The organism is Collinsella sp. AM42-18AC (genome assembly GCF_003467965.1).
Lineage (GTDB): Bacteria > Actinomycetota > Coriobacteriia > Coriobacteriales > Coriobacteriaceae > Collinsella.
Window position 1 is genome coordinate 52,322 of record NZ_QSFY01000006.1, and the last position, 20,908, is coordinate 73,229.

The following is a 20,908-nucleotide window of genomic DNA, read 5'->3' on the forward strand; positions in this document are numbered from 1 at the left end:
GTATCGTGAGCGATTGCAAGAGGGTTTACCGTTTTGGAACCGACGCCCGGGGCACCTGTGTCACTGAGGGCGACAAATCCATGAACTTCGTGCTTGGCGGCAAAGGCGCAAACCTTGCCGAGATGAGCCGCATCGGTCTGCCGGTTCCCGGTGGCTTTACCATTACCTGCCAGACCTGTGTCGAGTACTCCGGTGCCGGCAACGTCTGGCCCGAAGGCGCACTCGATGAGATCGTTGCCGCCGAGGCGGACCTCGAGGCCCGTTGCGGCAAGAAACTCGGCGATGCCTCCGATCCGCTGCTCGTGTCGGTTCGCTCGGGCGCTCCGTTCTCCATGCCCGGCATGATGGACACGGTCCTCAACCTGGGCTTCAACGACGATTCCGTCCAGGGCCTTATCGCCCAGACGCAGAACCCGCGCTTTGCCTGGGACAGCTACCGTCGCTTTATCCAGATGTTCTCCAACGTCGTCATGGGCGTCGACGCCGACCTATTCGAGAACGCCCTGACCCAGGCCCGCCTGGTCGCCGGCGTTCGTGTCGATTCCGAGCTTTCGGCCGAGGACCTGCAGGAGCTCGTCGAGACCTTTAAGGGCATCTTCTCCGAGAACGTCGAGGCGACCCTGTATCCCGAGCTCGAGGTCGCCGACGGTAAGCCCGTTTTTCCGCACGATCCGGAGCTCCAGCTGCGCCTTGCCATCCAGGCCGTCTTTGGCAGCTGGATGAACGAGCGCGCCTGCATCTACCGCAAGCAGCACGGCATTTCCGACGAGCTCGGCACCGCCGTCAACGTCCAGGCCATGGCCTTTGGCAACAAGGGCGAGACCTCTGCGACCGGCGTCGCCTTTACGCGCAACCCGGCCGACGGCACCAAGGAGTTCTATGGCGACTTTTTGGTGAATGCCCAGGGCGAGGACGTCGTCGCCGGCATCCGAAACACCGAGCCCATCGCCGACCTCAAGACCACCTCGGGCCTCGAGTCCGCAGGCGAGGAGCTCGAGCGCGTGTTCCTGACGCTCGAGGATCATTACCGCGATATGTGCGATATCGAGTTCACCATCGAGCAGGGTAAGCTCTGGATGCTCCAGACCCGCGTGGGCAAGCGCACCGCCACCGCCGCCCTGCGCATCGCCATCGAGATGGTCGAGGAGGGCCTCATCACCCGCGAGGAGGCCGTGAGCCGCATCGACCCCGCACAGCTCGACCAGCTCCTGCACCCGCAGTTCGACGCCTCCAAGAAGTACGAGGCCCTGGCCAGCGGCCTTAACGCCAGCCCTGGTGCCGCCGTGGGCGAGGTCGTGTTCTCGAGTGATGACGCCGTCGCGCGTTCCGCCGAGGGCCACAAGGTCATTCTGGTCCGCTGGGAGACCAACCCCGACGACCTGAAGGGCATGGTCGCCGCCGAGGGCATCCTGACCAGCCACGGTGGCAAGACGAGCCATGCCGCCGTTATCGCCCGCGGCATGGGTACGCCCTGCGTTTGCGGCGTTGAGCGCTTCCACATTGACGCGGCAGAGAAGGTCGTGCGCATCGAGGGCAGCGACCGCGTGCTGCGCGAGGGCGATGTCATCTCCATCGACGGCACCCAGGGTATCGTCGTCGACGGCGCGGTCGACCTGGTCTCTGCAGAGCTCACCGGCGACCTGGACACCATCCTGTCTTGGGCCGATGAGATCCGTTTGGACGAGACCGACGGTCACGCCAACCACGTGCGCGTCAACGCCGACAACCCCGAGGATGCCGAGCTCGCGCTCGAGTTTGGCGCCGAGGCCATCGGTCTGTGCCGCACCGAGCACATGTTCCTGGGCGATCGCAAGAACATCATCCAGAGCTTTATCCTGTCTGACGATGAGGCCGTGAAGCAGCAGGCCCTGGCCGACTTGCTCAAGGTTCAGACCGAGGACTTCCTGGCGATGTCCAAGACCATGTCCGGTCGCGATGTGGTCGTCCGCCTGCTCGATCCGCCGCTTCATGAGTTCCTGGATAATCCTCGCGAGCTCGAGGTCGCCATCACCAAGAAGGAGGCCGCCGGCGCTCCCGAGGAGGAGCTCACTGCCCTGCGCGCCCGCCTGCGTCGCATTGACGGCATGGTCGAGTCCAACCCCATGCTGGGCTTGCGCGGCGTGCGCCTGTCCGTCGTCTTTGGCGATCTGCCGCTCATGCAGGTTCGCGCCGTCGCCACGGCCGCTGCCCGCCTTATCAAGGAGGGTGTCGACCCGCGCCCCGAGATCATGGTTCCGCTCGTTTCCATCACGGCCGAGCATGTCCAGACCCGCGAGGTTATCGAGCGCGTGATCGCCGAGGTTTCCGCCGAGGAAGGCGTCGAGCTCAATATTCCCGTGGGCACGATGCTCGAGCTGCCGCGTGCCTGCATGGTCGCCGACGAGATCGCCCATCATGCCGACTTCTTCTGCTTTGGCACCAACGACCTCACCCAGACGACCTTTGGCTTCTCGCGCGATGACGCCGAGGCCAAGTTCATCCCGCTGTACATGCATAAAAAGATCCTGAAAGACAACCCCTTCGAGACCATCGACGCGGCGGTGCTGGAGCTCGTGCGCTTGGCCGTCGAGAAGGGCCGCGCCACCAATCCCGACATGCACTTTGGCGTGTGCGGCGAACACGGCGGCGACCCCAAGTCCATCAAGGGCCTGTTTAACGTGGCCGACGTGGACTACGTGTCCTGCTCGCCCTATCGCGTGCCCCTCGCGCGCCTGGCTGCCGCTCAGGCCAAGCTCGAGGCCAAGCGTTCCGCCTAACGTTTTGGGTTTAGACGCCTAGCGTAGCCCCCTTCATGCCGCCCGTCTCATTCGTGAGACGGGCGGTTATCATGTGCGGGTTTTGTCTTTTTGTCTGCGTGAAAAAATGTTCTTGCAGCAGAAACCCGCGCGTGTATACTCGAATACGTTTGTTCAACTACGTGCCGGCCAAGGTGGTACGGCACCTCTAGAAGAGTAAGGAATTGCACATGGATTACATCCGCGCAATCGAGCGTCAGCAGATCCGCGAGGACATTCCTCAGGTTCGCGTCGCCGACAACGTCAAGGTTCACTACCGCATTAAGGAAGGCGACCGCGAGCGCATTCAGGTCTTCCAGGGCGACGTCATCCGCATGGCCGGCGCCGGTGCCCGCGAGACCTTCACCGTCCGCAAGATGTCCTTCGGTGTCGGTGTTGAGCGTACCTTCCCGCTTCACAGCCCCAAGATCGCCAAGCTCGAGGTCGTTCGTCATGGTCGCGTCCGTCGCGCCAAGCTGTACTACCTCCGCGACAAGGTGGGCAAGGCTGCTCGCATCCCCGAGAAGCGCTAAGAAGATCGCAGCGTCTGTCCACTCGTTTGGACACAAGGGTCACCTTCGGGTGGCCCTTCTTTTTATCTGATTTGCATGCAAGGAGGGCCTGGTATGGCCAATATGACGAGCTCGGTTTCGGCATCGCAGGTTGCCGGTGAGTTGGCGAGCGCTACGTTTGAGGAGATCCCCGCCCTCGTGGAGCATTATCGCGAGGACCCGCGCCAGCAGGTGATCAAGGCTTGCGAGCGTGCTCTTAAGCGCCATGCCAAGGAACTTGCCGAGCGCGAGCGCGTCAATGACATGTACGAGCTTATGCATGAGCTTGGCGGCGATGGGGTAGTCGTTGGTGTCGACGAGGTGGGTCGCGGATCGGTGGCCGGTCCTTTGACGGTATGCGCCGTCTGCCTTCCTATGGAGCCGCGCGTCTGGGGCATCAACGATTCCAAAAAGCTCACGCCGGCGCGCCGCGAGTTGCTCTCAGTGAAGATTGCCGAGGTGGCGACGGCAATTGGTTTTTGCCATATCGCGCCTAAGGATATCGATGAGATGGGCATGGCCCGCGCCATTCGAGCCGCTGTCGCGGGCGCCGTGGCCGATACGGGGCTCGAGCCCGATTGCGTGCTTATGGACGGTAACCCCTTGGGCGCCGTTCCCAACGAGCGCGACGTGGTGAAGGGCGATGCCAAGATCGCCTGTATCGCCGCGGCGTCCATCATGGCCAAGGTCACGCGTGATGAGATGATGGTCGAGTACGATGCCGAGTATCCCGAGTACCATTTGGCCGAATCGAAAGGCTACGCAAGCCCCGAGCACATCGAGGCCATTCGCAAACATGGACTTTGTCCACTGCACCGCGTGAGCTTTTGCGGAAACTTTCTGCAGACTGAGCGCCTTTTCTAGGTCAATTGTGGAGACAGGGACCTCAGGGGTTTTATAAACCTGCTGGTAGCGGGCCGTATGCAACACCATTGCTGCGTACGGCCCGTTTTTTGACGGCATTTGGTCAGCTTTTGGTTTGCTTCCGGTACTTACCCGCATGAAAGGTGCCCTCATCATCGGGGCAATGCAGCGTGCGGGAAAGGAGACCCCATGAGTGCCGCAAGCAAAAAGAGCAAGACGAAGCAGCTCAAGGAGCGTTGGGAAAACGGCGAGCTCGACTGCGGGGCGATGACGCCCGAGTTTATCAAGGGACTCAGTCCCCGCGAGCTGGGCATGCTGGGCGAGCTGATCACCATCGACTACTTTAACGAGCGCGGCTACACCTTGCTGGAGCAGGGTTATCGTTGCACCGAGGGCGAGGCCGATCTGGTGCTGCTCGATGAGCTCGACGATGTCGTGGTGATGGCCGAGGTCAAGACCAGACGCGTTGCACTGGATTGCAGCACGCGGGTCTTTCCCGAGGAGGCCGTGGACGCTCAAAAGCAACGCCGCTACCGCCGCATCGCAAGTTGCTATCTCATGCAGCATTATCCGCTCAAGGCGATTCGCTTCGATGCCGTGGGTGTCACCATTCGTGGCGGGCATATCGCTGAGATCGAGCATCAGTACAACGCGTTCGATTGGCAGGTGTCGTGATGGCGTTCGAGACGTTTGCCGTTCACGCGGCCTGCATCCGTGGCGTCGAGGCGATTCACGTCACGGTCGAGGTCTCGCTTGCCGGTGGTGTTCCGGGCATCCAAATGCTTGGCATTCCGAGTATGGAGGTGATGGAGTCACGCGGTCGTATTCGCTGCGCGATGCGCTCCGCCGGGTTCGAGATCCCACGCTCGGGCATTACGGTCAACCTAGCGCCCGGCGATATTCGCAAGACCGGTAGCGGCTTTGATCTGCCCATCGCCATCGCGGTTCTGGCGGCCGATGGGCAGATTCCCCGTGACAACCTCGATCGCTGCCTTATCGCCGGCGAGCTCGGCTTGGACGGTACGGTGCTTCCCGTCAAGGGCGAGGTGGCGTTTCAGCTATTGGCGCGTGATATGGGGCTGTCCTTTATCGCCGGCAGGTCCGATCAGCATGTGCCGCTCGCGGGCGTGGATTGTGGATTCATCGATCATTTGTCTCAGCTTGCCCATGGCATGGGCGAGGCGGCTCGGCACTATCTGGATTCCGAGGGCGTCGAGGCGACCTTTGAGCCCGAGCTCGACTATGCCGACGTACTGGGGCAGGAAGTCGCTAAACGCGGCATGGCGCTTGCGGCGGCAGGAGAACTCGGCTTGCTCATGATTGGGTCCCCGGGATCGGGCAAGACGATGCTTGCGCGCCGTATGACCGGCATCCTGCCCGAGCTTTCCATTGAGGATCAGCAGGAGGCGCTGTGCATCCATTCGGTCTTGGGCGAGAACATCGATGGCTTATTGGCAGGTCATCGGCCGTTTCGAAGCCCCCATCACAGTATTTCAACGGCGGGTCTCATTGGCGGAGGACGCCCGGTGCATCCGGGTGAGATCAGCCTGGCTCATGGCGGCGTGCTCTTTTTGGACGAGCTTGCCGAGTTTCCCACGGGTGTGCTGCAGACGCTGCGTCAGCCCATCGAACGCGGCTATGTGAGGATCGTACGCGTCGACGGGGCCTTTACCTTCCCGTCGCGCTTTCAGCTGCTGGCCGCGAGCAATCCCTGCCCCTGCGGCTTTTTGGGCGATCGCGAGGTGCCATGCCGCTGCTCGGCATCGATGGTGGAGCGCTATCGGGCAAAGCTGCGCGGTCCTTTAGCCGACCGTATCGACATGATGATCGATGTGACCCGTCCCGACCCCCAAGTGATTATCGAGGGTGCGGAGGGTATGTCGTCGGCCGAGTTGCGTGACTACGTTGTGCGCGGTCGCGCCTTTCGCGCCTGGCGCGAGTCCCGTATGGACGATGCGGATGCCGAGGTCGAGGATGACGAGACGCGGTCCATTGACGGCGTCGTTTCGACCTTTGAGCTCGATGATGCGGCGGAGAAGTGTGTGCTCGGCCTGTCGAAGCGCACGCATCTCACGGGCCGCGGCATCGTGCGCCTGGTGCGTATCGCACGTACCATCGCCGATGTCGCCGAGAGCGAGCAGGTGACGCAGGATCACGTGCTCGAGGCGGCGATGTACCAGGGAGGGAGGGACCAATGATGGCCGAGGGGACCTTCGAACTGCATCCAGGTGACGCGTTGTATCCAGAGTCCGTTTTGGAGCTATCTGATGTACCCCAGACGCTCTTTGTGCGCGGCAACCCCGAGGTGCTTTCGACGCCTGCGCTCTCCATCATCGGCGCGCGCAAGGCCTCTCCGTATGGTCTTGCCGTGGCAGAGCTTGCGGCAAAGGTGGCGGTCGAGGCGGGAGTGACGGTTGTTTCGGGCGGCGCGGTCGGTTGTGACCAGGCCTCGGGTTGGGCTGCGGTCAACGCCGGCGGCAAACACGTCGTGGTGCTAGGGACGGGCGCCGACGTGGTTTACCCGCGTTCGAGCGCGGGGCTTATTACTCGCACGCTCGATACGGGCGGCGCGATCGTGTCGATCTCTCCGTGGGGCATGGGTCCGCGCAAGTTTGCCTTTCCGCGCCGCAATCGCGTGATCGCGGCCCTGTCGCAAGCCCTCTTTGTATCCGAGGCGGGTATGCCTTCCGGGACGTTTTCTACAGCCGAGGCTGCTATGGATTTGGGGCGCGAACTTCTTGCCGTGCCGGGGTCGATCCTATCGCCCGAGTCGCGTGGCACGAATTACCTCATTGCGAACGGTGCCTGCTGCATCATCGACGAGGAATCTATCGAGATGGCTATCTCACGCATCTACGGCACCCTGCGCTACTCGCGCCCCGATGCTCCCGGCATTGCCGACCTGGATCCAACGCAGCAGACCGTGATGCATGCGCTCATCGCCTCTCCGCTCAAGGTCGATGACATTGCGGCGCTCGTCTCGCTTGATGCCGTCGGCGTACTTAAGCTCCTGGGTTCGCTTGAGCTCGAGGGCCTTATCGAGCGCATGATGGATGGAAGGTATGCGCCCTCCAAGTTTGCCCTTCACGCCCAGACGCCCTTCGGTCACAATGGAAAACGTGTCAATTAGAAAGGTGTTTGCAGATGCAGTTCGATCAGGTGACGGTTATCGGTGGCGGTCTGGCGGGATCGGAGTGCGCGATCCAGCTGGCAGATCGCGGGTTTGCCGTAAAGCTGTGCGAGATGCGCCCCCAGGTGAGCTCCCCGGCCCACCATACCGATCACCTGGCAGAGCTCGTCTGCTCCAATTCGTTTAAGTCGACCCGTCCGGATTCCGCGGCTGGTTTGCTGAAGGCCGAGCTTGAGCGCATGGGTTCGGTCCTGCTCGATTGCGCCCATCGCGCGGCTGTTCCCGCCGGTGGCGCCTTGGCGGTCGACCGCGTCAAGTTTTCCGAGCTTGTCGAGGACGAGGTTGCCGCCCGTCCCAATATCGAGATCGTTCACGGCGAGGTCACGCAGATTCCCGAAGGTCACGTGGTCATTGCCGCCGGCCCCTTGTGCTCGCCGGCGTTGAGCGAAGAGGTCGTGAAGCTCGTCGGTGGCGACGCCCTTGCGTTCTTCGATGCCGCGGCGCCGATCGTCGATGCCTCCACGCTCGATATGGACGTGCTGTTCTCGCAGTCGCGCTACGAGGAGCAGGGGAGCGGCGACTATCTCAACGCTCCGCTCAACAAGGAAGAGTACGAGGCCTTTATCGAGGCGCTTACCACGGCCGACCGCGTGGTGCTCAAGGACTTTGAGGGCGGCGATCTGTTCCAGGCCTGCCAGCCTGCCGAGGAAGTTGCGCGCACCGGCAAGGACGCCATTCGCTTTGGCGCCATGAAGCCCGTCGGCCTCACCGACCCGCGAACCGGTCGTCGTCCCTGGGCGGCGATTCAGCTGCGTGCCGAGAACAAGGAGAAGACCGCCTATAACCTGGTGGGCTTCCAGACCAACCTGACCTTTGGCGAGCAGAAGCGCGTCTTCCATATGGTGCCGGGTCTGGAGAACGCCGAGTTCTTCCGCTACGGTGTCATGCACCGCAATACCTTTGTCGATGCGCCGCACGTGCTCGATGGCACCTTTGCCGTGCCTGGTACCGGCGTGCGCCTGGCCGGTCAGATCACCGGCACCGAGGGGTACATGGAAGCCGTGGCGACAGGTCTGCTCGCGGCACTCAACACCTATGCCGAGGCTGTCGGGGCTGCTCCCGTCGAGCTGCCGCGCGTGGGTGCTTTGGGCGCGCTCGTGGGCTATGCTGCCGATCCGGCCACGGTGGGCTATCAGCCTATGCATGTCAACTTTGGCCTGGTGCCGCCACTCGAGGATGGTAAGCGCCGCAGCAAGCGCGACCGCTACCAGGCCTATGCGGACCGTGCGCTCGAGGCCCTTGATGCCTATCTGGCCACTCGCCCCGATCTGTTTGGAGGCGACCGGTCATAGCCTTTGACCTGTACGACACCGTCGACTCGTTTATTGCCTATATCTCACGCGTCGAGGGACTTTCTCCCAACACGGTGACGGCCTATGGCTCGAGGCTGGAGCGCTTTGCTGCCTGGTGCGAGCGTGAGAATATAGATTCTTTCGCTGCCGACGTGCGCACCATTCGTCGCTATCTTGCCGAGCTTTCGCGTGAGCAGGTGACTCCCCGAACGCTTGCGGCACACCTGTCTGCCATTCGCTCGCTCTATCGGTGGATGGCTGCCGAGGGGGTCGTGGAGGGCGATGTGGTCTCGGCAATTTCCTCGCCCAAGCTCCCGCGCGATCTACCCGGTGTGCTGACGACCCATCAGGTGGAGGCGCTGCTCAAGACGCCTGATACCTCAACACCCGCGGGACTGCGCGATGCGGCGATGCTCGAGCTGCTCTATGCCTCGGGCGCCCGTATCTCTGAGCTCGCAGCACTCAATGTGGAGTCCATTGCGTGGTCCGAACGCACGCTGCGCCTGTGGGGCAAGGGGAGCAAAGAACGTATCGTCCCTCTGTATCGTCGTGCGCTCGAGGCGACGCGTCTCTATATTGAGGAGGGGAGGCCGGAGTTGCTCGCTCAGGCAAAGCGTCGTGACCCCGCTACCGGGCCGCATCCGCTGCTTATATCGGCGCGCGGTAATCGCATGAGTGCCGCCATGCTCAGGCGGCGGTTTCATATGCTGGCGACGCTCGCCGGCATTCCGGCCGACATCGCCCCGCATGCGATGCGCCATACCTTTGCGACCGACTTGCTCGAGGGCGGCGCGGACCTGCGCTCGGTTCAAGAGCTGCTGGGTCATGCGAGCCTGTCCACGACGCAGATCTACACGCATCTCACGCCCGATCGGCTCAAACGTGCCGTGGCTCAAGCCCATCCCCGAGGCGAATAGTGGCTGGGACGTCCCGCGCCGCACTCAGGTGTGTGGTTTTGATTGCGGGTTGGCAGGAAGAAGCATTCCTGCTATCATTCATCGGGTTGCTTCACGGCAACATGTTTTTATCACGCACGCGCGGCTACTTCATACCGTGGTGCCCGGGCTTTGGTAGCACATGTCCGGGTTGGTTTTGGAGGATGACCCCGCGCGGAGGCAAACCACAGGAGGTTTAACATGGCTACCAAGATTAATATCCGCACCCTGCTCGAGGCCGGCTGCCACTTCGGTCACCAGACCCGTCGCTGGAACCCCAAGATGAAGCCGTTCATCTTCGGTGAGCGCAACGGCATCTACATCCTCGACCTCAAGCAGACCATCCTCGACGCCGATCAGGCCTACACTTTCGTCAAGAACGTCGCCAAGGGTGGCAACGTGCTGTTCGTCGGCACCAAGAAGCAGGCTCAGGAGGCCGTCAAGAACGCTGCTGAGCGCGCCAACATGCCCTACATCAACCAGCGTTGGCTCGGCGGCATGCTGACCAACTTCGTCACCATCCGCTCTCGCATCAACCGCATGGAGGAGCTCGAGGCCATGGTCGAGGACGGCCGCATGGCTGTTCTGCCCAAGAAGGAGCAGGCTGTTCTCGGTAAGGAGCTCACCAAGCTCCAGACCAACCTCGGTGGCGCCCGCGACATGAAGGGCCTGCCTCAGGCTCTCTTCGTCATCGACACCAAGCGCGAGGAGAACGCCATCAAGGAGGCCCAGCGCCTGAACATCCCCGTCGTCGCTCTGATCGACACCAACTCCGATCCCGACGAGGTCGAGTACGGCATCCCCTGCAACGATGACGCTATCTCCGCTGTCACCCTTATGTGCGAGCTCATGGCTGACGCCTGCCTCGCTGGCTCCGGCAAGGAGCAGGTCTCCGAGGCCGAGATGGCCGCTGAGCCCAAGGCCGAGTAAATCAGTCTTAGTTAATTCTTTTTCATCTCTTTGAAAGGAACCACAATGGCCCAGATTACCGCCGCTATGGTCAAGCAGCTCCGCGAGATGACCGACTCCCCGATGATGGAGTGCAAGAAGGCTCTCGTCGAGGCAGACGGCGACATGGACGCTGCTGTCGACGTTCTGCGTAAGAACGGCCTTGCCAAGGCTGCCAAGAAGGCTGGCCGTGAGACCAACGAGGGCGCTGTCGCCGCGTTCGTCTCCGAGGATGGCAAGACCGGCGCTCTGCTCGAGCTTTCCTGCGAGACCGACTTCGTTGGCTCCAACGCCAAGTTCACCGGCTTTGCTTCCAAGGTCGCCGAGGTTGTCGCTACCACCGAGCCTGCTGACGTCGACGCCCTGCTCGAGAAGCCGATGGGCGAGGAGACCGTTTCCTCCGAGCTCACCGAGATGATTCACATCATGGGCGAGAACATGAAGATTTCCCGTTTCGCCGCCCGCAAGGCCGAGAACGGCGCGCTCGCTTCTTACATCCACATGGGTGGTAAGATCGGCGTCCTCGTCGAGTTCGCCTTCGAGAAGGCCGAGACCGCTCAGGCTGAGTCCTTCAAGACCTTCGCTCACGACGTTGCCCTTCAGGTTGCCGCCGTCGCCCCGATCTGCGCCACCCGCGATCAGGTTCCGGCCGAGACCGTCGAGCACGAGAAGCAGATCTACATGGCTCAGGCTGCCGAGTCCGGCAAGCCCGAGGCTATCCAGGAGAAGATGGCTGTCGGCCGTCTGGAGAAGTTCTACAAGCAGTCCGTGCTCACCGAGCAGGAGTTCATCAAGGACAGCTCCCTCACCATCAAGAAGTACGCTGAGCAGGTCTCCAAGGAGCTCGGCGACACCATTACCGTCGTTGCCTTTGACCGTCTGGTCCGTGGCGAGTAAATAAGCTCTTGTAGCTGGTAATGAGCAGGCTGTGGGTTTTACTCACAGCCTGCTTTTTCATGGCTCTTCTTAGAGCCTTTGATAGAATGTTGAGAGTTCAATCTAAAGGAGGATCGCTTTGTCCGACATCCGATATAAACGCGTGCTTCTGAAGCTTTCTGGCGAAGCACTGATGGGCGACGGCCACTATGGCATCGACCCCAAGGTTACCGACCATCTTGCCAAACAGGTCAAGGAGCTGCTCGCCGTTGGCCATGAGGTCGGCGTCGTTGTCGGCGGCGGCAATATTTTCCGCGGCATGGCCGGCGCTGCCGGTGGCATGGAGCGTGCTCAGGCCGACTACATGGGCATGCTGGCAACCGTTATGAACGCGCTTGCCCTGCAGGATGCCTTCGAGCATAACGATGTTCCCTGCCGCGTGATGAGCGCTATCCAGATGAACGAGATCTGCGAGCCCTATATTCGTCGCCGCGCTATCAACCATCTGTCCAAGGGCAACGTCGTCATCTTCGCTGCCGGTTCGGGCAATCCGTACTTTACGACCGACACCGCCGCGGCTCTTCGTGCGTGCGAGATTGGCGCCGAGATTCTGATTAAAGCCACCAAGGTTGACGGCATCTACGACAAGGATCCCGTCAAGTGCGCCGATGCCGTCCGTTTTGACAAGATTACCTATCACGAGGTTCTCGTCCGCGGTCTGCAGGTTATGGATTCCACGGCTACGGCACTGTGTCAGGATAACCGTATGCCGATTTTGGTCCTCAACATCGATGGCGAGGACACCGTCAAGCGCGCGCTTTCGGGTGAGCCCGTCGGCACGCTCGTCTATCAGGAGGATTAAGCATGGCAGAGAACATCACCGCCCATATGGACAAGTCGCTCGAGTCCCTCAAGCATAACTTCTCCAAGGTTCGTACCGGCCGCGCCAACGCCAACATTCTGTCCGACATCACCGTTGATTATTACGGTGTCCCCACGCCGGTCACGCAGGTTGCCGCCGTCAAGACCCCCGAGGCTCACATGCTGCTCATCGAGCCGTGGGACAAGGCGCTCATCAACGCTATCGTCAAGGCCATCGGCGCTTCCGATCTGGGCATTACCCCCAACTCCGATGGCACCGTCGTTCGTCTGCCGTTCCCGGCCCCCACTGAGGAGCGCCGTCGCGAGCTCGTCAAGGAGTGCCGCGAGTACGCCGAGCAGGCCAAGGTGTCTATCCGTAACATCCGTCGCGACTTCAACAATAAGCTCGAGCGCGATGAGGAGCTCACCGAGGACGATGTCCGTCGCGAGCAGGCCAAGGTCCAGAAGCACACCGATGAGTATGTCGCCAAGGTGGAGGAGCTTCTGAAGGAAAAAGAAGCCGAGGTCATGGAGATCTAAGGTGCAATACGACGAGCATAAACTGGTCGAGTACTTTGCCGACGCCCCTGCGGGCGTCGGTTTTTCCGACCTTGACCTCAATAAGATTCCGCACCATATCTCGTGCATCATGGACGGCAACGGTCGTTGGGCTACGTCGCGCGGTCTTGCGCGCACCGAGGGTCATAAGGCAGGTATCGTCTCGCTGCGCGAGATCATTACCGCCTGCGTGCGCCTAGGCGTCGACGTGCTTTCTGCCTATGCGTTTTCTACCGAAAACTGGAACCGTCCGCAGCATGAGGTCAACGTTTTGATGCATCTGTTTGCCAAGACGTTTATCGACGAGCTGCCGCTTCTGAAGCGCGAGAACGTTCGCGTTGTCTTTTTGGGCGATATTTCCGCGCTGCCCAAGAAGACCCGCGATGTCTTTGAGCGCGGCCTTGCCGAATGCGCCGACCATACCGGTATGACGCTGGCGCTGGCCGTTAACTACGGTGCCCGTGCTGAGATCACCCGCGCTGTCCGCCAGATCGCACTTGATGCCGCCGCTGGAAAGATCGATCTTGCCGCTATCGACGATGATATGGTTGCTTCGCACCTGTACACCGCCGGTCTTCCCGATCCGGAGCTCGTGATTCGCACTTCTGGCGAGCTGCGCCTTTCGAACTATCTGCTGTGGCAGGTGGCTTATTCCGAATTCTACGTCACCGATACCTATTGGCCCGACTTTGATCGTTGGGGCCTTGTCGACGCCATTTTGGCCTATCAGGGCCGTGACCGTAGGTTTGGTGGACTGAGTAAGACCGAGGAGGCTTAATCGTGTCCGATCGTCCCAAGGCATCTGCTCCCAAGACGCCAGTTTCCGCGGCGCCTGCGCGCAAAGCTGCCGCTGCGGGAGCGCCTGCAGCAAAGAACGGCACCGGTTCGTGGCTGGCTGGCTTTATCACCCGCGCCGCCGCCGGTATCGTCTACGCCGTTGTCTTTATCCTGTGCCTGGTTTTGGGTATCGTCCCCACGGCCATCTTTGTTTCTGTCATGAGCGGTCTGTGCTGCTATGAGTTTTTCCGTATGACGAGGCTCGATGGCAAGATGGCTAACGAGCGCATGGGTATCGCTGCCGCCGTACTCTTTCCGCTTTCGGCGTTGGGCGATTCGATGTTGCTGAATGCCCTGCTTTTTGCCCTGATGCTCGCTGTGGGCATTTGGTATGTCTGGTCGCCGCGTACCCGTATCTCTGATGTGGCCGTGACGCTCATGGGTCCCATCTACACTGGCTTTATGCTGTCGGCTATCGTGTTGCTGCGCGATGCCGTGCCCGGTTTTGCCGGCGCCCTGCTTTCGGTGGGCGTTTGCGCGTCCCTTTGGGTCTCCGATTCGTTTGCCTACATCGTGGGCAGTCGTATCGGCAAGCACAAGATGGTTCCCAAGATCTCACCCAAAAAGAGCTGGGAGGGGTTTGTCGGCGGCATCCTTGGCTCGGTTTTGATTTGGCTCATCCTGTGGGCGACGCACTTCTACAAGCTCAGCCTGCCCTATGCGCTGCTGTGTGGCGTGGTCGTGTCCATTTTGGGCGTTATCGGCGACCTTATCGAGTCGCGCATCAAGCGCGGTGTGGGCGTTAAGGATTCCGGTAACCTTATCCCGGGCCACGGCGGCATGCTCGATCGTAGCGATTCGCTTATCTTCGGCTGCATTACCGCGCAGCTGCTTTTGATGATCGGAGGCGTGCTGTAATGTCATTCCAGACGACGTATGGCCCCGATGGACGCCTCCGTGTTGCCATCCTGGGTTGTACGGGCTCTATCGGCACCCAGGCACTCGATGTGTGCCGTCAGCATGCCGATCGACTACAGGTGACGGCGCTGTCCGTTAATTCCAGCACCTCGGATCTCGTTGCCGCTGCCCGCGAGTTCTCGGTTCCGGCGGTTGCCGTGGCCGATGTCGCTCATGGCGATGACGCCGTGCTGCAGGAGTTGCCCGAGGGAACGAAGCTCGGCGTTGGTGCGCAGGCGGTTTGCGAGCTCGCGCGTCGCGACGATGTCGACTGCGTGCTCGTCGCTATTGTGGGCGCCGCCGGTCTCGAGGCGAGCCATGCGGCCTTGACCTCGAATAAGCGTCTTGCCCTTGCCAACAAGGAGTCCCTCGTCGTCGGTGGCGACTTGCTTATGCCGTTGGCGCAACCGGGCCAGCTTATTCCGGTCGACTCTGAGCACTCCGCCATCTACCAGTGCTATCTGGGGGAGAACCCACGCGAGGCTCATTGTATTTGGCTCACCTGCTCGGGCGGTCCGTTCTTTGGCCGCACGCGCGACGAGCTCGATCGCGTGACGCGTGTCGACGCCCTCGCACATCCCACGTGGGCCATGGGTGCCAAGATCACCATCGACTCCGCCACCCTCATGAACAAGGGCCTGGAGCGCATTGAGGCCATGCATCTGTTTAACTGCGACCTCGATTTCATCAACGTGGTCGTGCAGCGTCAGTCCAAGATTCACTCTATGGTCGAGTTCGCCGACGGCTCTGTGATGGCGCATCTCGGTGCTTCCGACATGCGTATTCCCATCCAGTTCGCGTTCTCGTATCCCGAGCGTTGGGATACTCCGGCGCCTCGTATCGATTTCCGCGAGCTGGGGCAGCTCACGTTTGATGCTGCCGACATGGATACCTTCCGCTGTCTGGCACTGGCCGAGCGTGCCGGCAAGACGGGTGGCACCATGCCGTGCGTTCTCAATGCCGCCAACGAGGTCGCCGTCGATGCCTTCCTGCACGATGGCTGCAGCTTTACCGATATCGATCGCATTGTGGAATCCTGCATGGACGCCCACGATATGCAGGTGGTCGATTCGTTTGAGCAGCTTCGCGACATCGATGCGTGGGCGCGTGAAAAGGCTGCGCAGGTGCTCGCCGCAACTCGTTCCTAACCCATAAGGATTGCTTTTTCGTTTTATGGATACTGTTCTGAGCGTTCTCTCATCGGTCTTTTGGGGCCTGCTGATGCTTTCCGTCCTCGTGTTTTTGCACGAGGGCGGCCACTTTTTGGCGGCGCGTGCCTGCGGCGTCCGTGTGACCGAGTTCTTTTTGGGTCTGCCGTGCCGCTTTGACATCCATTACACGTCGCGTCGCATTGGAACCAAGTTTGGCGTGACCCCGCTGCTGCTGGGTGGCTACGCTGCCATCTGCGGTATGGATCCGACCGATGTTTCGTGCGCCGACCGCGTGCTCGCGGCTATCTATCGTCATGGTCGCGTGACCGTGGCCGACCTTGCTGTCGAGCTCGAGCTTTCCGAGGAGGATGTGCTCGAGGCATGCGCCCTTTTGCTGGGCTGGGGCTCCATCGCGCCCTGGTATGAGGAAGGGGAGAAGCCCTCGCCGAGCTACTATCCCACCAAATATCAGACGTTGCCGCGAGACACGGCAGGCTATACCACCTTTGATGGTCGTCGTTTCGATCGCGAACATGCGACTGCCGAGGGCGATGTGTGGGAGCTGCCGTGCGGCGAGGCCGAGTTCCTTGCGCAAGAGCGCTCGCACACCTATCTTGGCCAAGGCTTTCTCAAGCGCGCCTTTATGCTGCTCGCGGGCATTATCGTCAATATCTTGACGGGTTTTTTGCTCTTTATGAGCATCTATTCCATTGCGGGTGTCACCGTGCCGATGGATACCAACGTGATCGGTCAGGTTGACGAGGGGTCTATTGCCGCCAAGGCGGGTATCGAGGGCGGTGACGCGATCCTTTCGGTTGACGGTGTCTCATGTTCCACTTGGATGGATGTCTACAATGCCATCGGCAAGGCTGCCGGTAAGGACGATATCGCCATCGAGTACGAGCGTGACGGCAAGCAGCATTCGACCACGGTTGCGCTCAAAGAGGACGAGCGCCTAGGTGTGTATGCCTCTACGCAGGTGGTCCGTTTAGACCCCATCACGTCGGCTCGCCTGTCGTTCTCCTATGTCGTGCAGACAGCGGATGGCGTGATGCGCCTGCTCCAGCCGCAGCATACGATGGAGATTCTCGATCAGTCTTCTTCGATCGTGGGTATTAGCGTTATGTCCTCACAGGCCGCTGCTGCCGGCCCTGCCACGTTCCTTTCCTTTGCCGCCCTCATTTCGTTCTCGCTTGGCTTTATGAACCTGCTGCCCATTCCGCCGCTCGACGGGGGAAAGCTGGTTATCGAGATCATCCAAAAGGTCGCCGGTCGCGAGCTGCCGCTCAAAGTGCAGACAATCGTCAGCTATGTCGGCATCGCGCTCTTTGCACTGCTGTTTGTCTATATGCTTCGTTCCGACATCCTTCGATTTATTCTGTAGGGGAGTGTTTGGATTGTCTTTATCCCATCCTTTGCCTCGCGAGTTGACGCGCCCCGTGCATGTGGGCGGCGTGCAGATCGGTGGTGGCGCTCCGGTCGTGGTTCAGTCTATGACCTGCACCGATACTGCTGATGCCCAGGCAACGCTTGCGCAAGTGTGCGCGTTGGCGCAGGCTGGCTGCGATATCGTGCGCGTGAGCGTGCCTACCGAGGCTGCGCTCGAGGGCTTTCGCACGATTTGTGCCGAGTCTCCGGTGCCAATCGTCGCCGATATCCATTTTAACCATAAGCTTGCCATTGGCGCTGTCGAGGCTGGTGCCTCTAAGCTGCGCATCAACCCCGGCAATATCGGCGATTGGGCTAAGGTCGATGCCGTCATCGATGCCGCGGGTGCCGCGGGCTGCGCGATTCGCATTGGCGTGAACGCGGGCTCGCTTGAGCAAGATATTGCCGAGCGCGACGACCTCACGCAGCCCGAAAAGCTCGTGATGTCGAGCGAACGCTTTGTGCGGCACTTTGAGGACCGTGGGTTTACCAACATCGTGCTATCCGCCAAGGCCCATAGCGTACAGACGACACTTGATACCTATCGCGCCCTGTCGCGCGAGATACCGCATGTTCCGCTCCACCTGGGCGTGACGGAGGCGGGGACCAAGCTTCAGGGCACCATCAAGAGCTCTGTAGGCTTGGGTATCTTGCTTTCCGAAGGCATCGGTGACACCATGCGTGTGTCGCTCACGGCCGATCCGGTTGAGGAGCCGCCGGTCGCCTGGGGAATTCTACAGTCGCTGGGCCTGCGTCGCCGTGGTCCCGAGATTGTCTCGTGCCCCACGTGCGCCCGCTGCCAGGTTAACCTGATTCCCATCGCCGAGGAGGTCACCGAGCGGCTTAAGAACTATTCCGCGCCGCTTTCGATCGCCGTGATGGGATGTGCGGTCAATGGCCCCGGAGAGGCATCTGACGCCGACCTGGGTGTTGCCTGCGGACGTGGTCAGGGCCTGCTCTTTTCGCATGGCCAGATCATTGGTAAAGTAGCTGAGGATCAAATTGTCGACGTGCTTATGGCCGAGGTCGACAAACTTATTGAGGAGAAATAAATGACCCGAGCAATGTATATGTCTAAGCTCTATGCGCCGACGCTCAAAGAGGATCCGGCGGATGCCGAGCTAGCGAGCCACCGTCTGCTGCTTCGCGCTGGCATGATCCGCAAGGAGGCCGCCGGCCTGTATTCCTATCTGCCGCTCGCTTGGCGCTCGATCCGCAAGATCGAGAACATCGTGCGCGACGAGATGGATGCCGCCGGTGCTCAGGAGCTCATGATGCCCATCATGGTCGATGCCGAGCTGTGGCGTGAGTCCGGCCGTATCGATGCCTATGGCAAGGAGCTTGTGCGCTTTGATGACCGCCACGGCCGCGAGTTTGTGCTCGGACCCACGCACGAGGAGACCGTGACTGCCCTGGTGCGCAATGAGTTGCGTTCCTACAAGCAGCTGCCAGTGAACCTCTATCACATCCAGGACAAGTTCCGCGATGAGTTCCGTCCCCGCTTTGGCCTGATGCGCGGCCGCGAGTTCATCATGAAGGATGCCTACAGCTTCTCCGCCACGCAGGAGAGCTTGCAGGAGGAGTATGACAAGATGAAGCAGGCCTACGCTAACATTTGCGAGCGCTGCTACATCAAGGCCTTACCCGTCGTTGCCGACTCCGGCGAGATCGGTGGCGATACCTCCGTCGAGTACATGGCTTTGGCCGACGCCGGCGAGGCTTCTCTCGTCTATTGCGATGACTGCGGTTTTGCCGCCGATGATGAGGCTGCAAGCACCAAGATCGTCGTGACTGAGGGTCCCGGTGACGGTACGCTTACCAAGGTCGAGACTCCGGGCATGGGCACCATTGAGGCCGTTGCTAAGTTCTTTGGATTCCCCGAGAACGGTACGCGCAAGTCCCTGGCGCTCATCGATGCCGAGGGCAAGCCCGTCGTGGCCATCGTCCCGGGCGACCATGAGCTCAACGACTGCAAGGCCGAGCATGTCTTTGGCAAGGGTTATCGCATGATGACGGACGAGGAGCTCCAGACCTACGGTCTGCACAAGGGCTTTATCGGACCGGTTAACTTGCCCGAGGGCATCCGTCTGGTGTGCGACGAGAGCCTGCGCGAGTCCAAGCAGTGGGCCTGCGGTGCCAACGAGGTCGATTATCACTTTACCGGTGCCTGCCCCGAGCGCGACTTTACCGTCGATGAGTGGGCAGATCTGGTCACCGTCGTTGCCGGCGATCCCTGCCCGCACTGCGGCAAGCCGCTCTCTGCTGCTCGCGGCATCGAGGTCTCGCAGGTCTTCCAGCTGGGTACCAAGTATTCCGAGGCCATGGGCGCCACCTTTATGGACGAGGACGGCAAGGAGAAGCCGCTTATCATGGGTTGCTACGGCGTGGGCGTGTCCCGCTCGCTTGCTGCCGTCGTGGAGCAGCACAACGACGAGCACGGTATCGTCTGGCCGGTTTCCGTTGCCCCGTACGAGGTCGCGGTGATTCCGCTCGATCCCAAGAAGGAGGAGTGCGCAACCGTCTGCGACCAAATCGTCGAGGGCTTGTGCGCCGAGGGTATCGAGGTCGTCGTCGACGACCGTGACGAGCGTCCCGGCTTTAAGTTTGCCGATAACGACCTTATGGGATTCCCGTATCAGGTGGTGCTTGGCAAGCGTGGCCTTAAGAATGGCACCGTTGAGCTCAAGGACCGTGCCACGGGCGAGCGCGAGGACGTGGCGATTGACGAGGTCGTCGCCAAGGTTGCCGAGCTTGTTAAGGCGGCCCGCCGTTAATCGACGTTTCTGCTATTAGATGTAATTGCGGGACTGCTCCGTATCTCTCTTAGGAAGAGATGCGGAGCAGTCTATTTTGTTGCGTGAATAAACTCGATGGGTAAAGGAAAACCCCACAGCCCATATGAGCTGCGGGGTTTTCTTGTGCCTCCGATGCGAAATAAATCGCTCAGATATTACTGATAATCGACGACGTCGATCCAGTTCTTCAGGAACTCATCGTTCACGTTGCGCTTACGAGCGAGCTCGGAAGCGGCTACGATGCTCGTCCACTGACGCACGACCTGCATGGGCATGTCGGCGCGGTCGCAGTAGAGCTCCAGGTAGGCCTCGGCCTGATCCTTGCTGTTGAGGGCAAAGAGCAGGTAGGTGGTGGCAACGTCGGCAGCAGGGCAGCCCTGGGTGGCGTGTGCCCAGTCGCAGACGTACAGCTGGCCGTCGTCGCCGACGATGACGTTGGAGGGGTTGAAGTCGCCGTGGCAGACCTTGAACTCCTTGGTCATGCCGTCCAGACGCTCCTGAAGGTTGTAGCGCGTGGTGGCATTGAGCTGATCAAGGCTGTCGATCATGCGGGCGAACTTGTCGCGCTGACGGTTGAGCAGCGGGGAGGTGTAGCCGTGGATCTCGATCTGGAGGTCGACGAACATCTCGAGGTACTCACCAAAGCGCTGGGGCTCGGCAGTCATCTTCTCGGCAAGGGTGGTGCCCGGAACCTTCTCGGTCACGAGCGCCCAGCCGTTGGCGTTCTCGAGCTGGGAAACCTCGAGAGCCTTGGGGCTGCGGATGCCGCACTCATTGATGCGGGCAAGATTCAAAGCCTCGTTGAACACGTCGGAGACAGGCTTGGTCTCGTTAAAGACCTTGACGATCTTGTCGCCCAGGTCGTAAACGACCTTGTTGCCACGGCGGACGAGCTCGGTCTTGGAATCGGGTAGCAGCATGGTTGCATCCTTTCAACGATGCGATAGAAGC

Annotated in this window: 19 protein-coding genes; 18 read left to right on the forward strand and 1 reads right to left on the reverse strand. The window is 60.8% G+C overall.

What is annotated here, in order from left to right:
- Positions 1-5 precede the first annotated feature (5 nt).
- The 18 genes from ppdK (at position 6) to DW913_RS04900 (ending at position 19,936) form a co-directional block, all read left to right on the forward strand.
- A complete protein-coding gene (ppdK, locus tag DW913_RS04815; RefSeq protein WP_117797759.1) occupies positions 6-2,756 on the forward strand; it encodes a pyruvate, phosphate dikinase in 2,751 nt (916 codons plus the stop codon).
- A gap of 209 nt (positions 2,757-2,965) precedes the next feature.
- Entirely contained in the window at positions 2,966-3,307 is a 342-nt protein-coding gene (gene rplS, locus DW913_RS04820) for a 50S ribosomal protein L19 (RefSeq protein ID WP_006236098.1), read from the forward strand.
- Between the two features lie 93 nt (positions 3,308-3,400).
- On the forward strand, positions 3,401-4,189 hold the full coding sequence (locus DW913_RS04825) for a ribonuclease HII (protein WP_117639929.1): 789 nt from the start codon (positions 3,401-3,403) through the stop codon (positions 4,187-4,189).
- A 189-nt stretch (positions 4,190-4,378) separates the two neighbouring features.
- Entirely contained in the window at positions 4,379-4,864 is a 486-nt protein-coding gene (locus DW913_RS04830; protein WP_117797760.1) for a YraN family protein, read from the forward strand.
- Positions 4,864-6,387 (forward strand): YifB family Mg chelatase-like AAA ATPase, encoded by a 1,524-nt coding sequence (locus DW913_RS04835; RefSeq protein ID WP_117797761.1) that lies wholly within the window; start codon positions 4,864-4,866, stop codon positions 6,385-6,387. The genes DW913_RS04830 and DW913_RS04835 overlap by 1 nt, the downstream gene beginning before the upstream one ends.
- Positions 6,387-7,319, forward strand: a complete 933-nt coding sequence (locus DW913_RS04840; RefSeq protein WP_117790447.1) for a DNA-processing protein DprA — start codon at positions 6,387-6,389, stop codon at positions 7,317-7,319. Before DW913_RS04835 ends, DW913_RS04840 begins: the two co-directional genes overlap by 1 nt.
- 14 nt (positions 7,320-7,333) lie before the next feature.
- Complete coding sequence (gene trmFO / locus DW913_RS04845; protein WP_117797762.1) at positions 7,334-8,671, forward strand: methylenetetrahydrofolate--tRNA-(uracil(54)-C(5))-methyltransferase (FADH(2)-oxidizing) TrmFO; 1,338 nt, start codon at positions 7,334-7,336, stop codon at positions 8,669-8,671.
- Between the two features lie 8 nt (positions 8,672-8,679).
- Positions 8,680-9,588 (forward strand): tyrosine recombinase, encoded by a 909-nt coding sequence (locus tag DW913_RS04850; protein WP_369832194.1) that lies wholly within the window; start codon positions 8,680-8,682, stop codon positions 9,586-9,588.
- A gap of 219 nt (positions 9,589-9,807) precedes the next feature.
- Complete coding sequence (gene rpsB, locus DW913_RS04855; protein ID WP_006236109.1) at positions 9,808-10,536, forward strand: 30S ribosomal protein S2; 729 nt, start codon at positions 9,808-9,810, stop codon at positions 10,534-10,536.
- Positions 10,537-10,581: 45 nt separating this feature from the next.
- Entirely contained in the window at positions 10,582-11,451 is an 870-nt protein-coding gene (gene tsf, locus DW913_RS04860) for a translation elongation factor Ts (RefSeq protein ID WP_022094736.1), read from the forward strand.
- Positions 11,452-11,569: 118 nt separating this feature from the next.
- Positions 11,570-12,292 carry a UMP kinase gene (gene pyrH / locus DW913_RS04865; RefSeq protein WP_117583224.1) on the forward strand — a complete coding sequence of 241 codons (723 nt, stop codon included), beginning with the start codon at positions 11,570-11,572 and terminating at the stop codon, positions 12,290-12,292.
- A 2-nt stretch (positions 12,293-12,294) separates the two neighbouring features.
- Positions 12,295-12,831: a ribosome recycling factor gene (gene frr, locus DW913_RS04870; RefSeq protein ID WP_006236112.1), complete on the forward strand. Its 537-nt coding sequence runs from the start codon at positions 12,295-12,297 to the stop codon at positions 12,829-12,831.
- 1 nt (position 12,832) lies between these two features.
- Positions 12,833-13,627: an isoprenyl transferase gene (locus tag DW913_RS04875; protein ID WP_117635267.1), complete on the forward strand. Its 795-nt coding sequence runs from the start codon at positions 12,833-12,835 to the stop codon at positions 13,625-13,627.
- A gap of 2 nt (positions 13,628-13,629) precedes the next feature.
- On the forward strand, positions 13,630-14,544 hold the full coding sequence (locus tag DW913_RS04880) for a phosphatidate cytidylyltransferase (RefSeq protein ID WP_233542001.1): 915 nt from the start codon (positions 13,630-13,632) through the stop codon (positions 14,542-14,544).
- Positions 14,544-15,731, forward strand: a complete 1,188-nt coding sequence (gene dxr / locus DW913_RS04885) for a 1-deoxy-D-xylulose-5-phosphate reductoisomerase (protein ID WP_117797763.1) — start codon at positions 14,544-14,546, stop codon at positions 15,729-15,731. The genes DW913_RS04880 and dxr overlap by 1 nt, the downstream gene beginning before the upstream one ends.
- Before the next feature lie 25 nt (positions 15,732-15,756).
- The gene (locus tag DW913_RS04890; RefSeq protein WP_117797764.1) at positions 15,757-17,118 is read left to right on the forward strand and encodes an RIP metalloprotease; all 1,362 of its coding nucleotides are present in this window, start codon (positions 15,757-15,759) and stop codon (positions 17,116-17,118) included.
- A gap of 13 nt (positions 17,119-17,131) precedes the next feature.
- Positions 17,132-18,214: a flavodoxin-dependent (E)-4-hydroxy-3-methylbut-2-enyl-diphosphate synthase gene (gene ispG / locus DW913_RS04895; protein ID WP_117797765.1), complete on the forward strand. Its 1,083-nt coding sequence runs from the start codon at positions 17,132-17,134 to the stop codon at positions 18,212-18,214.
- Entirely contained in the window at positions 18,215-19,936 is a 1,722-nt protein-coding gene (locus tag DW913_RS04900; RefSeq protein WP_233542002.1) for a proline--tRNA ligase, read from the forward strand.
- Positions 19,937-20,112: 176 nt separating this feature from the next.
- Here DW913_RS04900 and DW913_RS04905 read toward each other — a convergent pair whose 3' ends face one another.
- Entirely contained in the window at positions 20,113-20,877 is a 765-nt protein-coding gene (locus DW913_RS04905) for an aminoglycoside phosphotransferase family protein (RefSeq protein WP_117797766.1), read from the reverse strand.
- Positions 20,878-20,908: the final 31 nt, after the last annotated feature.